Source organism: Hymenobacter duratus, assembly GCF_014698995.1.
GTDB classification, from domain to species: Bacteria; Bacteroidota; Bacteroidia; order Cytophagales; family Hymenobacteraceae; genus Hymenobacter; species Hymenobacter duratus.
In genome coordinates, this window is record NZ_JACWZZ010000003.1 from 269900 (window position 1) to 282509 (window position 12610).

The 12610-nt window shown below is 63.7% G+C and carries 12 protein-coding genes; 3 read left to right on the forward strand and 9 right to left on the reverse strand.

Annotation, left to right across the window (positions count from 1 at the left end):
* The first annotated feature begins 38 nt into the window (after positions 1–38).
* On the forward strand, positions 39–521 hold the full coding sequence (locus IC231_RS14675; protein WP_190785253.1) for a DinB family protein: 483 nt from the start codon (positions 39–41) through the stop codon (positions 519–521).
* Between the two features lie 103 nt (positions 522–624).
* Here IC231_RS14675 and IC231_RS14680 read toward each other — a convergent pair whose 3' ends face one another.
* The 3 genes from IC231_RS14680 to IC231_RS14690 are packed head-to-tail and all read right to left on the reverse strand — an operon-like array spanning position 625 to position 1572.
* Positions 625–900, reverse strand: coding sequence for a hypothetical protein (locus IC231_RS14680; protein ID WP_190785254.1), 276 nt, complete (start codon positions 898–900; stop codon positions 625–627).
* 40 nt (positions 901–940) lie between these two features.
* Positions 941–1282, reverse strand: a complete 342-nt coding sequence (locus tag IC231_RS14685; RefSeq protein WP_190785255.1) for a hypothetical protein — start codon at positions 1280–1282, stop codon at positions 941–943.
* Positions 1283–1302: 20 nt separating this feature from the next.
* On the reverse strand, positions 1303–1572 hold the full coding sequence (locus IC231_RS14690) for a hypothetical protein (protein WP_190785256.1): 270 nt from the start codon (positions 1570–1572) through the stop codon (positions 1303–1305).
* Between the two features lie 466 nt (positions 1573–2038).
* Between IC231_RS14690 and IC231_RS14695 the strand changes: the two genes are divergently transcribed.
* Entirely contained in the window at positions 2039–4141 is a 2103-nt protein-coding gene (locus IC231_RS14695) for an ExeM/NucH family extracellular endonuclease (protein WP_190785257.1), read from the forward strand.
* 72 nt (positions 4142–4213) lie between these two features.
* On the opposite strand, the gene IC231_RS14700 is transcribed toward IC231_RS14695, so the two are convergent.
* From IC231_RS14700 to uvrA, 4 genes are read right to left on the reverse strand one after another with little or no spacing between them, the layout of a single operon-like run.
* Positions 4214–4600 (reverse strand): DUF3037 domain-containing protein, encoded by a 387-nt coding sequence (locus IC231_RS14700; protein WP_190785508.1) that lies wholly within the window; start codon positions 4598–4600, stop codon positions 4214–4216.
* Positions 4578–5387, reverse strand: coding sequence for a HipA family kinase (locus IC231_RS14705; RefSeq protein ID WP_211539086.1), 810 nt, complete (start codon positions 5385–5387; stop codon positions 4578–4580). Before IC231_RS14705 ends, IC231_RS14700 begins: the two co-directional genes overlap by 23 nt.
* A 60-nt stretch (positions 5388–5447) precedes the next feature.
* A complete protein-coding gene (locus tag IC231_RS14710) occupies positions 5448–5858 on the reverse strand; it encodes a nucleoside deaminase (RefSeq protein ID WP_190785258.1) in 411 nt (136 codons plus the stop codon).
* A 58-nt stretch (positions 5859–5916) separates the two neighbouring features.
* Positions 5917–8457 carry an excinuclease ABC subunit UvrA gene (gene uvrA / locus IC231_RS14715; RefSeq protein WP_190785259.1) on the reverse strand — a complete coding sequence of 847 codons (2541 nt, stop codon included), beginning with the start codon at positions 8455–8457 and terminating at the stop codon, positions 5917–5919.
* A gap of 188 nt (positions 8458–8645) precedes the next feature.
* Between uvrA and IC231_RS14720 the strand changes: the two genes are divergently transcribed.
* Complete coding sequence (locus tag IC231_RS14720) at positions 8646–9563, forward strand: pirin family protein (protein ID WP_190785260.1); 918 nt, start codon at positions 8646–8648, stop codon at positions 9561–9563.
* A gap of 6 nt (positions 9564–9569) precedes the next feature.
* Here the strand turns inward: IC231_RS14720 and IC231_RS14725 are convergent, their stop codons facing one another.
* Positions 9570–10907 carry a leucine-rich repeat-containing protein kinase family protein gene (locus IC231_RS14725; protein ID WP_190785261.1) on the reverse strand — a complete coding sequence of 446 codons (1338 nt, stop codon included), beginning with the start codon at positions 10905–10907 and terminating at the stop codon, positions 9570–9572.
* Positions 10908–11002: 95 nt separating this feature from the next.
* Positions 11003–12508, reverse strand: coding sequence for an NCS1 family nucleobase:cation symporter-1 (locus tag IC231_RS14730; protein WP_190785262.1), 1506 nt, complete (start codon positions 12506–12508; stop codon positions 11003–11005).
* Between the last annotated feature and the right edge of the window lie 102 nt (positions 12509–12610).

Consider the following 12610-nt stretch of genomic DNA (forward strand, 5'->3'; position numbering starts at 1 on the left):
ACGCCCCCGTACCGGCCCGGTTCCCGTATAGCTTCGCTATGGAACCAACCACGCGCCAACGCCTCGTATATGAGTTGCAGGAGCTGCTCACCAAAGGCAACGCCCACGTCCCCTTCGACGACGCCTGCACCGACGTTCCGCCGGAGCTGCTGAACCGGCAGGTGCCCGGCCTGCCCTACACCATCTGGCAGCTGGCCGAGCACGTCCGCATTGCCCAGTGGGACATCGTGGAGTTCTGCCTGCACGCCCACCACAAGTCGCCGAAATGGCCCGAGGGCTACTGGCCCGCCCCGCACGAATCGGCGGGCAGCGCCCGGTGGCAGGCTACGCTGGCCCACATCCGGCAGGACCGTCTACGCTTTCTGGCCCTGCTCCACGACGAAGCGCAGGACCTGCTGGCACCCTTTGCGCACGGCACCGGCCAGACCCTGCTGCGCGAAGCCCACCTGCTGGCCGACCACGCGGCCTACCACACCGGCCAGATTATCCTGCTCCGCCGCCTCCTGCACGACTGGGAGTAGCCGCCCGCTGCGGCTACTGAAACCACACAACGCACCAAGGGGCCGTATCCGCCGGATACGGCCCCTTGGTGCGCTTTATCGGAAGCACCGGCACCCGGGGCCGCTATTCCTGGCCGGTGGCGTAGTGTTCGTCAATAGCCTTGTCCATCGATTCCCGGAACGCCCCAATGAGCTTGTTGCGCTCCGTCTCCGGCGTGTTTTGCAGCGCCCGCTCAAACGTGTCGCGGTATACGTGCGCCATAAAGTGGGCCCCGTAAGTGGAGAAGAAGCCGTCGTGAATCTTGGCAAAGGAAATTTTCTCCGCCGAGGAAATGGAGAGCGAAAGCGCCAGCCATTCTTTGGCGTTGTTGGCGAGGCTGAGTTGTAAGTCTTTGTCCATAAATACAATAGAAAAGCGTGAAAAGCACACTGGCCGACGCCTAGCGCTGCCGGCGGTAAGGCAGGTAGGTATGCGGCACAAAAGCCGGAACCACCTCGCCCACGCCACCGTGCGCCGTGAAGTAGGAAGCTACTGCTTTTTCCAGAGCAGGCTGGTCCTGCAGGTGCACCGCCGCAAAGATATCAGCGGCAGCCAATGGCGCCTCCATCGCACTCAGCCGGCAGCTATCAATACCCAGCGGATGCTCAATAAACAGCCGGGCACCGTCCTGCGCCATGTGCTCGTGCTGGTAGCGCCACGCGGCGCTGAAGGCCGGCCGAATGGCACTCTGGGTCTGTTCCGTGGGGGTAAAGCCGAGGCTTCGCAGGTAAGAATCTGTCATGGTAGTGGGGAAGAAAAAAATCAGGAGGAACGCAGCACTTCGGCCGCCCAGTTTACCTGGCGCAGCAACACCCGGAATTCGGCTTCCGAAGCCAGCCGGCCCTGAAAGCTGTAGAGCAATTGGCTGTTCACATTTTCGAGCAGCGTCAGCTCGTCATCGTCGTAGAGCACAATGGTTTCCTGGCCACAGTCACTGGGGCGGCTATAGCGGACCTGGCCGGGCGGCGAAGCAAACCGCACAAACCCAAAGGTGTGCAGCAGCTCGGCAGGTGGCTGGTAGAAGGAAGACATAGGAGAAACCGGAGAAGGGCGCAAAGCAGAGCGCCATGCGGTAAGCTACCAGGCGCAGAAATGCTCATCTGCAGCCGTCATCAGTGCGCTACCACTACTATCGGTACTTCAGTCAAGGATTGCCCGAACGGTTAAGTTCATTCGCGGGCCGGTACTACCCACGATACCGGAGCCGCCCGGGCCCTGTGGCAGGGGTGGGCGGCCGGTACGCAGCCGCAAGTACCGATTATTAACTGGCATTCTTTTTTTTACTTCCAGCAGTATGCCCCGTTGCTTCTTTTTAGCCCCACGGATGCCCGCGGCGGCGCGGCCAGTAGCGCTAGTCCTGCCGGGTATCATGGCCCATTCATCCTGCTTTTCCCCTTGTTCGGATAAAATCCCTTTTCAAGGCATGTAATTATTACGCCTGATCATGGTACTTTTATAATTCATTATTCCTCATTTTGCTCTCTTGCCCGCGCCATCCATGGCTTCAAAATCCGCCGCCCTCTGCACCTCCCTCCTAACGCTTAGCATTTTACCCCACACCACACCTGCCAGGGCCCAGGCAGCCCCCGATGCTCCGGCGGTACCATTCACCCATATCGGCGCTATTCAGGGCAGTGGAGCCACGGCTACGCCCGGCACCTACACCATCGAAGCCGTAGTGACGGGCGTATATCCTGGGCTTAGCCCGGCTGGCTTCTACGTGCAGGAGGTAGCCTCGGCCTCCGACGGCAACCCCGCCACTTCCGACGCGCTGTACGTGGTGCAGCCCGACGCCAAAGTGAACATCGGCGACAATGTGCGCATCACGGGCACGGTGCTGGAAAGTGCCGCCGGCCCTTCCTTTACGCAGGCCGTCCTGACAGACCCGAAAGTGGAGGTGCTGTGGCCCAAAAACCAGCTCCCGGACTTCGTCATGCTGCCCGCCGGCCAGTACTCGTCGGCTGATCTGGAGCACTTTGAAGGCATGCGCGTGCAGTTTCCGGTACCGCTCACGGTGGCCGACGTATACAGCCTCAAACGCCGCGGCGAATTGATTCTGACCACTGGCGGCACGCTCTACCAGCCCACCCAGTTCATCGACCCAAACGACAACCCGGCCACCGGCACCACCAGCACCGGCACCAGCAATGTAGCCGCCATCAACGCCTATCAGGCGGCCAACCTGGAACGGTCCGTGGTGCTTGATGACGGCAGCGCCGCCTCCGACCCCTCTCCTGTTCCGTTCCTCGACCCACAGCTGCGCACAGTGCGCGTAGGCAACACCATTCCGAAGCTGCGCGGCATCATGGGCTACGCCTACAACAAATGGCGCATTCAGCCTTTGCCCGGCTCCGATGCTCCTTCCTTTGATGTGAAGCGCCCACCGGTGCCCACCTTCGGCCGCCTCGACCTGAAGATTGCCAGCTTCAACGTGCTTAACTACTTCAACGGCGACGGCGCGGGCGGCGGCTACCCTACCCCGCGGGGAGCCAAAACGGCAGAGGATTTTGCCCGCCAGCGCAGTAAAATCATGGCCGGACTGGTTCGCATGAACCCCGATATCATTGGGCTCAGCGAGATGGAAAACGACGGCAACGGCGACAATTCCGCGCTGCAGGATCTGGTCAACGGCCTCAACCAGCTGCTCGGGACCGGCACGTATGCCTTAATAAATGATGGAGGCACCGCCAAGCAGCCCAACAACACCGACGTGATTCGGTGCGCCATTCTCTACAAGCCGGCCGCTGTGACGCCGCTGGGCCCGGCACTGCTCGATATGACGCCGGGCGTATTCGAACGGCCCCCGCTGGGGCAGCTCTTCATCACCCGCCGCTCTGCCCGCCCCGACACGCTGGCGCTGGTAGTGAACCACTTCAAGTCCAAGAGCAGCGGCAGCGGCCCCAACGCCGACCTGAACGACGGCCAGGGCGGCTCCAACCAGCGCCGCCGCGAGCAGGCCCGCGAGCTGGTGCAGTTCATCAACCAGAAGGTGAAGCCTGCGGGTGCCCGCCACGTGGTGTGCATCGGCGACTATAACGCCAACTATGAGGAAGACCCCATCGATATTCTGCGAGCTGCCGGCCTAGTGACTGTTACACCGCCAACCAGTGCCTCGTACGTGTTCAAAGGCCTCACCGGCTCCCTCGACCATTGCATCGTGACGCCCAACATGGTGGGCTTCATCGACGTGCATAAATGGAACATCAACTCCGGCGAGCCTCCGTTTCTGCAGTACGACGCGGCTGGTGCCGCCACCGACGTAGCCAGCCCCTTCCGCTCCTCCGACCACGACCCGGTGCTTATCGGCATCAACTTCTCGGGGCTGGCGCCTTCCAACGCCGCTTCGGCGCGGCTGTATATGTACCCCAATCCGGAAGGTGGCGCACGGGCATTCAGTCTGCCCGAGCTGCCGGCCAATGTCGGTCCGGTTTCGCTGGAAGTGAACCTGCCGCAGGGGGCTCCTATGCTGCGCCTGCAAGGCTCCGGCCCACTGCTGCAAAGCCAGCTCAACCGCTACACTTCGCATCTGGCGCCCGGCATTTATGTGTTGCGTATCAAGGGCCGCGGCCTCGACAAAACGCAGCGCGTGATGAAGCAATAGGTTGATTGCTGCTTGTTGAGGGTTAATTGTTGGTTGAAAACGACCTGACAACAAACAATTAACCCTCAACAATCAGCTTACCAGCTGCCGAAACAAGCGCGCCAGGGTTTCGGCGGCATCGGTACACAGGCCAGGGTGTACGGCGGAGGTTTGCACTACGGTACTGCGGGTAGCCGTGAGCCAGCGAAACCGCTCGGCTATGCCCAGCTGCCCGATGGGGCCGCCCTGCCGACGGCCCTGGCAGATTCTTTCGAAGGCCTGCAGCCGGGCTTGCAGCTCCTCCAGGTCCAGGTCGGGGCCACCCAGGGCACGCAGGCGCGCCTCATCGAGGCCGAAGCGGCACTGCAGGAAACCCTGGTCGCGGCAGTAGAGCACCACGCCCACGTTGCAGAATTCTTCCCGCTCCACACGCGGCACCACCCGCACCACGGCATACTCAAACAAGTGCATGGCGGGCAGCATTGGCTTCCTGAACAAAGGTTTCTGACGCAGCAAGCCGGTTTTCCAGGAACCGTACGTAGGCTTCCCGCTGTGCTTCCGCCGACAAGTCCGGCTCCAGCAGCCACTCATCGGGCACCAGCGCCACAATGGCGCGGATAGCATCCGGCGTAAGCAGGGCGCGGCTATCCGCGTCCACGGCGGTCAACTCAGAGGCCTGGGGCAGCAGCACGTGGTCTTTTATCTGGGGAAAGACCCGGCGTTGCTGCTCGGCCCAGTTGGGGGCGGTGTGGTGCACGTAGAGGGCCGCGCCGTGGTCAATCAGCCACAGTTCCTTGTGCCAGAGCAGCATGTTGGTGTTGCGGGCAGTGCGGTCTACGTTGAGCGTGAGGGCATCGAGCCACACGACCTGCGAGGCCAGACGGGCGTCCACGGTCGTCACGAGCGGGTCGAAGGTGCTGGCGCGGGCAAGGTAGTGCAGGGCCAGATTCAGGCCAGTGCTGGCCCGCAGCAAATCCTGGATTTCCTCATCGGGCTCGGTACGGCCGAAGGCTTCATTAAGCTGAATAAACACCAGCTCCGGCACCCGCAGCCCCAGCGCCCGGGCCAGCTCACCCACAATCAACTCGGCAATCAGGGCCTTGGGGCCCTGCCCGGCGCCCCGGAACTTCACCACGTACAGAAAGTCGTCGTTGGCCTCTACCAGCGCGGGCAGGGAACCGCCTTCCCGCAGGGGCGTCACATAGCGCGTTACATCTACAGTTCTCAGCGAAAGGGCATCAGCCGGCATAGGCACAAAAATCAGCATGGAGGATGGCAAAGGACGCACAATGCGGCCAGTTTTGCGCTACGGATGCAGTTTGCAACGCTACTGCGGCCGCCAGTGCACCAACTCGGGCGGCGGCGCCCAGCCCGGCGGCACCTGCGGCGTAGTGAGCGAGGCACTGCCGCCCCAGTACGTGCTCAACTGCTCAAACACCACCCGCCGAATGCGGTGGTAGCGAATGGCGTAGGCACACATCATACACGGCTCGTGCGTGGAGTACAGCGTGCAGTCCGATAGGTCGGTGCGGCCCAGCTTCAGGCGCGCGGACTGCAGCACCAGCAGCTCGGCGTGAGCCGTAATGGCCCCCAGCCGCTGCGTAGCTTCCCGCTCGGCCGCCACTACCTCCCCATTACAAACCAGCAGCGCGCCCACCGGACTTTCGCCCTCCTCGGCAGCCCGCCGTGCCAGTTGCTGGCAGCGGCCCATGAACATTGCATCGGCATTTTCGGGCATGGGTGGAGCGGTGAGGAGAGTGAAATTGGCGAACAGCGAAGCTTAAACTTTCGCTGTTCTATCCCCGAAACCGAGCCAAGTAGGGGGCGGTTTTGCTGGCTTTGACTTTGGCTACTTCGGCGGGCGGGCCCTGCGCCACTACCTGGCCGCCTTCGTCGCCGGCGCCGGGGCCCATGTCCAGCACCCAGTCGGAGCCGGCCACCACGCGCATGTCGTGCTCCACCACAATCACCGTGTTGCCGGCTTCCACGAGGCCTTCCAGCTGGGTCATCAGCTTCTCGACGTCGGACGGGTGCAGGCCGGTAGTGGGCTCATCGAGGACGTAGAGCGAGTTGCCGCGCCCGATGCGCTGCAGCTCGGTGGCCAGCTTGATGCGCTGGGCTTCGCCGCCACTCAGTTCGGTGGCGGGCTGGCCGAGGCGCAGGTAGCCCAGGCCTACTTCGCGCAGCACCGTGAGGGCACGGTAGATGGCTGGCTCCTCGGCGAAAAACTCCCAGGCGGCGTCCACGGTCAGGCCCAGCACCTCGGCAATGTTCTTGTCCTGGTAGGTAACTTCCAGGGTTTTGGCGTTGTAGCGGGTGCCGTGGCAGACCGGGCAGGGCGCATACACGCTGGGCAGAAACAGCAGCTCCACCATCACGAAGCCTTCGCCCTGGCAGTTCTCGCAGCGGCCTTTGGCCACGTTGAAGGAGAACCGGCCGGCGTCGTAGCGGCGCTGGCGAGCGGCGGGCGTGGCCGCGAACAGCTTGCGCACGTGGTCGAAGAGGCCGGTATAGGTGGCCATGTTGGAGCGCGGCGTGCGCCCGATGGGCTTTTGGTCGACGCGCACCAGCCGCCGGATGCTTTCCATGCCTGCCACGATGCGCCCGCCGGTTTCGGTTGGCGCGGCTTGCGTCAGCGGGTCGGCGTCATGCTCCTCCTCGGCTTCCACTGCCTGGCCCAGATGTTCCACCACCAGCTCTACCAGCACCTGGCTCACGAGGCTGGACTTACCGGAACCCGACACACCCGTGACAGTAGTGAGCACGCCCAGCGGAAACGCCACCTCCAGCCCTTCCAGGTTGTTGCGCGTGACGCCGGCCAGCCGCAGCCAGCCCGTAGGTGTGCGCGGCGTGCGGGACGTGGGTTTGCCCGTATCGTTGAACAGGTAGCGCCGCGTCTGCGAAGTTTCGACCTCCGCCAAACCAGCCGGCGCACCGCTGTACAGGATTTCGCCGCCCTGCTCGCCGGCCGCCGGGCCTACGTCTACCAGCCAGTCGGCCTGGCGCACCACGTCCAGGTTGTGCTCTACCACGAACAGCGAGTTGCCGGCTTTCTTGAGGCTTGCCAGGGCTGACAGTAGGGCTTCGGTGTCGGAAGGATGCAGGCCGGCAGAGGGCTCATCGAGCACATACACCACCCCGAACAGATTGGAATACAGCTGCGTGGCCAGCCGCAGCCGTTGCAGCTCCCCCGGCGACAAGGTGGGCGTGCTGCGTTCCAGCGCCAGATAGCCCAGCCCCAAATCCAGCAGCACCGCCAGCCGGGCCACCAGGTCGGCGGCAATGCGGCGCGCTACTTCGGCCTGCTCCGGATGCTCGGCGTCGTGCGCCTGGCGGGCGGCGGTGCCATCGGCGAAAGGCTGCAGCAGACCAGCCACCCGCTTGAGCGGCAGCCGCGACATATCGGCAATGTCGAGGCCCGCAAACGTGACGGCCAACGACTCGGGGCGCAGGCGTTTGCCGTGGCAGGTGGGGCATTCCGTGCTAATCATATACTGCAACGCGCGCTTTTTCATGAGCGGGCTTTGCGTATTGGCGAAGGTGTGCAGCACGTGCCGTTTCACGCCCGTGAACGTGCCCATATAGTTGGGTGGCTCCTTGCGCTTGAGGGCGCGCTGAGTTTCCTGGGGCGAGTAGCCGGGGTACACCGGCACCACCGGCTGCTCGTCGGTGAACAGAATCCAGTCCCGGTCTTTCTGGGGCAGCTCTTGCCAGGGCCGGTCCACATCGAAGCCCATAGTCACGAGGATGTCGCGCTGGTTTTGGCCGCCCCAGGCCTGAGGCCACGCCGCAATAGCCCGCTCCCGGATGGTGAGCGTGGGGTCGGGCACCATGCTTTGCTCGGTTACTTCGTAGGTGCGGCCCAGGCCGTGGCAGGTGGGGCAAGCGCCTTCGGGCGTGTTCGGCGAAAAGCCTTCGGCGTACACAATCGGCTGCCCCGCCGGGTAGTCGCCGGCCCGCGAGTAGAGCATGCGCAGCAGATTGGACAGCGTGGTGACCGAGCCCACCGACGAGCGGGTGGTAGGCGTGCCGCGCTGCTGCTGCAGCGCCACGGCCGGCGGCAAGCCTTCGATGCTATCTACCTCAGGCACGGCCATCTGGTGAAACAGCCTCCGCGCGTACGGCGACACCGACTCTAGGTAGCGGCGCTGGGCCTCGGCATATAAAGTGCCGAATGCCAATGACGATTTGCCGGAGCCCGACACCCCGGTAAATACCACCAGCGCATCGCGCGGAATGTCTACATCGACGTTTTTGAGGTTGTGTTCCCGGGCGCCGCGCACTCGCACGAATCCAGTAAAATCAGAGGAAGAAGACTTAGGAGAAGTAGTTAGCATGTGGGGAAAGAGCAGATTTCGGAACGGCAAGCTACGAGCAGCATACGCAGCCGGCAGCCCGGTATATACGCAGCGCCCCGAATATTTCCGTTGCTGGCCCGGTGGCCTCATGAGAAGGCGGCATGTTGCTGTACGCAACAGTTCCTACCTTACGCTTAGCAATACCCGCATCTTCTTCCCCTCGTCTTATGCTCGACATGGTCATTGAAGCGCGCCAGGCCGCGCTTAGCCCCGGCTTCGAAGTGCGCCGGATTCTGCCCTACCGGCTGCGCCGTATGTTGGGTCCGTTCATCTTCATGGACCACGCCGGCCCCGTACACGTGGCGCCCGCCCAAGCCGCCAGCATGGACGTGCTGCCCCATCCGCACATCGGGCTGAGCACCGTGAGCTACCTGTTTGGCGGCCAGGTCACGCACCGCGACAGTCTGGGTGTGGAGCAGATTATCCGGCCGGGGGAGGTGAACTGGATGACAGCCGGCAGTGGCATTGCGCACTCCGAGCGGTTTGAGGACCCAAATGCGTTGGTGGGCGGGCAACTGGAAATGCTGCAAACCTGGGTGGCGCTGCCCGAAGCCGCCGAGGAAAGCGCGCCCAGCTTCGCCAACTACCAGCCCGAGCAGCTGCCCATTTTCACGGATGCGGGCGTCTGGATGCGCCTGATTGCCGGCGACGCTTTCGGGCTGCGCAACGACGTAAAAACCCATTCGCCGCTGTTCTACCTGCATGTGGTGCTGCAGACCGGGGCCCGATTCGGGCTGCCGAAGGGCTATCCGGAGCGCGGCGCCTACGTGGCCAAAGGCAGCGTGGCCGTGGCCGGGCGCGTGTATCCGGCGGGCCAGCTGCTGGTATTCACGGCCGGCCAGGACCCGGTGATTGTGGCCCACGAGCCGGCTACGCTGATGCTGCTGGGCGGTGAGCCGCTGGGGGAACGGTTTATCTGGTGGAACTTCGTGTCGTCGCGGCGGGAGCGTATCGAGCAGGCCAAAGCCGACTGGCAGGCGGGCCGCATTGCCCTCCCGCCCAACGACAACGCCGAATTCGTGCCCCTGCCCGAAGACCGTTCGCGCCCCGCCGGCTCCTCCCCCGCCCCGCAGGCGCTGTCGTAGCGGCCGCTACCCTACCTGGCGCTGCATAACCTTCAGGCGCGCAGCTACTTCCGCTAACAGCGGCCGCGCGGCCGTATCCGGCTGTACGCACTCCTGCTGCAGCTTTCGCGCGGCTTCTAAAGCTACTTCTGCCCCAGCCGGCACCTTGCAACGTTCCAGCAACTCTTCCAGCAGGCAGCCGAAGGCGCGAGTTTCCAAGCGTTGCAGGACGGCTCCTTTTGCGGTTTCGGGCATGAAGAAGCAGGCGGCCCCGAAGTCGCCGAGCAGACTGTCCCCGGCGGGCGTGCAGAGGATGTTGTGGGCGTACAGGTCGCCGTGCAGAATGCCCTGGGCATGTAGATGCGCTACCGCCGAGGCGATGCCGTGGGCAATGCGCAGGGCAGCTTCCATTGTAAACGTGGTGCCGGGCGCATATACGTCGCGGGTGCAGGTGGCGAAGCTGGGCGGTCCGGCCAGGTTCCCGAACTCGTGGTCAATCAGCTCCAGCACCAGCCCTTCGGCTCCGGCCGGATGGCCTCCGATTTTGCCCTCCACGGCAATCAGGTTGGGATGCCGCCCGGCGCTGATGCAGGCCGACATTTCGCTGTGCGGCAGTCCGTCGCTCGTCACGGCGCCTTTGAATAGCTTCACGGCCACTTCCTGGGGCGGCTGCTCCGCACCGCGGTGCCATCGGGCTTTCGAGATGACGCCGGATGCGCCTTCACCAAGCTGCTGCTGTAGTTCCAGCGCCGCCCACTCGATGATGCCGATGGGGTGGCGGGCCAGCACGGCGTCTTCTATGTTGTCGCCGAAGGGGTTGCCGGCGTAGGCCAGCCACGACAGGCGCGGCAGCTGCAGCAGCCACGCGGGCAGCGCGGTGAAGCGGTTGGCGGCAATGCGCAGCAGCTCCAGCCGGGTGCAGGCGGCCATAGTATCGGGCAGATGCGTTAGGCGGTTGCCGGCCAGCATCAGCTTCTGCAGGTGCATGCACTGGCCCAACTCATCGGGCAGCTCTTCCAGCCGATTATCAGTCAGGATAAGCCAGCGCAGGGCAGATGGCAACGCCGCGCCCGGCAGCGTCCGAATCTGGTTGGCCTTGAAGCCCACCATGCTCAACTCCGGACACTGCCCCAGCACGGCCGGCACTTCCGTGAACCGATTGTCGGAGCAGAACAGGATGCGCAGCTTACGGAGTCGCCCGAAGTCGGCTGGCAGCTCCGTCAGGGCGTTACCGGACAGGTTGAGGATTTCCAGCGAGTCGGCGAGGTCGAATATTTCGGTCGGAAACTCGGTGAGGCCGCCGGAAAGGTCGAGGCGGGTGGCGCCGGCCAGTTGGCCGGACCGCAGCTCTTCAAGGGTATGCATGCGGCAAAGGTCGGCAACCACACCCGAACTGGCCGGCTCATGCGGCACCTATGATTCCACTTTGCCTGTCCCGACAGCCCATTCCCGCCTTTCCGTCACACCAGCTCAGCCGCTACCACCGATGCTGGCACAGAACGAAACTGAGGCCGCATCAGCAGCACATACAGCCCACCGGCCAGTAGGAACCCCACAAACCAGGCGTAGTTGTAGATACCCGCCAGCCAGGGCCACACCGATCCGGCCGGCAGCGCGCCCACGGCCTGCAGAAAGCCCGGAATGTTAGGCAGAATACCCAGCACCAGTGCCAGCAGAGCCTGGTAATTGACGCCGTTCCGGTACATGTAGCGGCCCAGGTGGCGGTACAGATCCGGCACGTCGAGCTGCTGGTGGCGCAGCAGGTAGTAGTCGGCTATCATGATGCCGCCGATAGGCCCCAGCAGCGCCGAATAGCCCACCAGCCAGGTAAAAATGTAGCCCGACGGGTCGGCAATCAGCTTCCAGGGAAAGATCAGCAGGCCGATGACGCCGGTGATGTAGCCGCCGGTTTTAAAGCTGATACGGGCCGGATCCAGGTTGGCGAAGTCGTTGGCCGGACTCACGATGTTGGCCGCAATGTTGGTGGCCAGCGTGGACAAGGCCACCGCCAGCATGGCCACGCTCACCAGCAGCCGGCTCTCAAACTTGCCGGCCAGCACCACCGGGTCCCAGATGGTCTGGCCGTAAATCACCAGCGTCGCCGACGTCACGACCACGCCCACAAACGAAAACAGCGTCATGGAAGTCGGCAGCCCGATGGCCTGCCCCAGCACCTGAGCGCGCTGGCTGGTGGCATAGCGCGTGAAGTCGGGGATGTTGAGCGACAACGTGGCCCAGAAGCCGACCATGCCCGTGAGCGAGGGAAAGAAAAACGCCCAGAACTCCGCCGACGAAGTAAATTTGGCGGGTTGGGCCAGGATCGGGCCGAGGCCGTTGCCGGCCGCAATGGCCCACCATAGCAGCGCCGCGGCCGCCACGGGCAGAAAAAACGCCTTGAACACCAGCAGCTTCCGGATACTTTCGACGCCCAGATACACCACGTACATATTCAGCGCCCAGAATAGAACAAACGTGAGGGCCGGCCCCGTGGCCAGGCCCCAGGACGCCGGAAACACGGCCTGCAGCGTAGCCAGGCCCGGCAGCCACAGCACCGCCATCTGGTATAGCGCGTAGCCCCCAATCCAGGTTTGGATACCGAACCAGCCGCAGGCAATGATGGCCCGCAGCAACGCCGGCACATTTGCCCCGCGCACCCCGAAGCTGGCCCGCGCAAACACCGGAAACGGAATGCCATATTTGGCGCCGGCGTGGCCGTTGAGCAGCATGGGCACCAGCACCACCGTGTTGCCGAGGAAGATGGTAAGCAGCGCCTGCCACCAGTTCATCCCGCCCTCAATGAGCGAGCTGGCCAGCATGTACGTCGGAATGCAGAGGCTCATGCTGATCCACAGCGCCGCGTAGTTGGCGGTGGTCCAGGTACGCCTGGCGGCAGGAATGGGCGCCAGATCGGGGCTGGTGAGGCTGCTGCTCGGGGAGTCGGCCACTGAGTGCTGAACGGAGTCCATGGCGAAAGCGCTGAGAGTTACGCCAGTAAATAAAGCAGAATACGCAAGCATCTGGCATTCAGCCGACCGGAAACTTTCCCCTGCTTCCTCACGCCGGAATGT

Excerpts from the sequence above, each read along its gene's own strand:
- IC231_RS14690 (WP_190785256.1), bottom strand. The coding sequence starts at position 1,572 with ATGTCTTCCTTCTACCAGCCACCTGCCGAGCTGCTGCACACCTTTGGG.
- IC231_RS14675 (WP_190785253.1), top strand. The coding sequence starts at position 39 with ATGGAACCAACCACGCGCCAACGCCTCGTATATGAGTTGCAGGAGCTG.
- IC231_RS14710 (WP_190785258.1), bottom strand. The coding sequence starts at position 5,858 with ATGCCCGAAAATGCCGATGCAATGTTCATGGGCCGCTGCCAGCAACTG.
- IC231_RS14685 (WP_190785255.1), bottom strand. The coding sequence starts at position 1,282 with ATGACAGATTCTTACCTGCGAAGCCTCGGCTTTACCCCCACGGAACAG.
- IC231_RS14695 (WP_190785257.1), top strand. The coding sequence starts at position 2,039 with ATGGCTTCAAAATCCGCCGCCCTCTGCACCTCCCTCCTAACGCTTAGC.
- IC231_RS14680 (WP_190785254.1), bottom strand. The coding sequence starts at position 900 with ATGGACAAAGACTTACAACTCAGCCTCGCCAACAACGCCAAAGAATGG.
- IC231_RS14725 (WP_190785261.1), bottom strand. The coding sequence starts at position 10,907 with ATGCATACCCTTGAAGAGCTGCGGTCCGGCCAACTGGCCGGCGCCACC.
- IC231_RS14730 (WP_190785262.1), bottom strand. The coding sequence starts at position 12,508 with ATGGACTCCGTTCAGCACTCAGTGGCCGACTCCCCGAGCAGCAGCCTC.
- IC231_RS14705 (WP_211539086.1), bottom strand. The coding sequence starts at position 5,387 with ATGCTGATTTTTGTGCCTATGCCGGCTGATGCCCTTTCGCTGAGAACT.
- uvrA (WP_190785259.1), bottom strand. The coding sequence starts at position 8,457 with ATGCTAACTACTTCTCCTAAGTCTTCTTCCTCTGATTTTACTGGATTC.
- IC231_RS14720 (WP_190785260.1), top strand. The coding sequence starts at position 8,646 with ATGCTCGACATGGTCATTGAAGCGCGCCAGGCCGCGCTTAGCCCCGGC.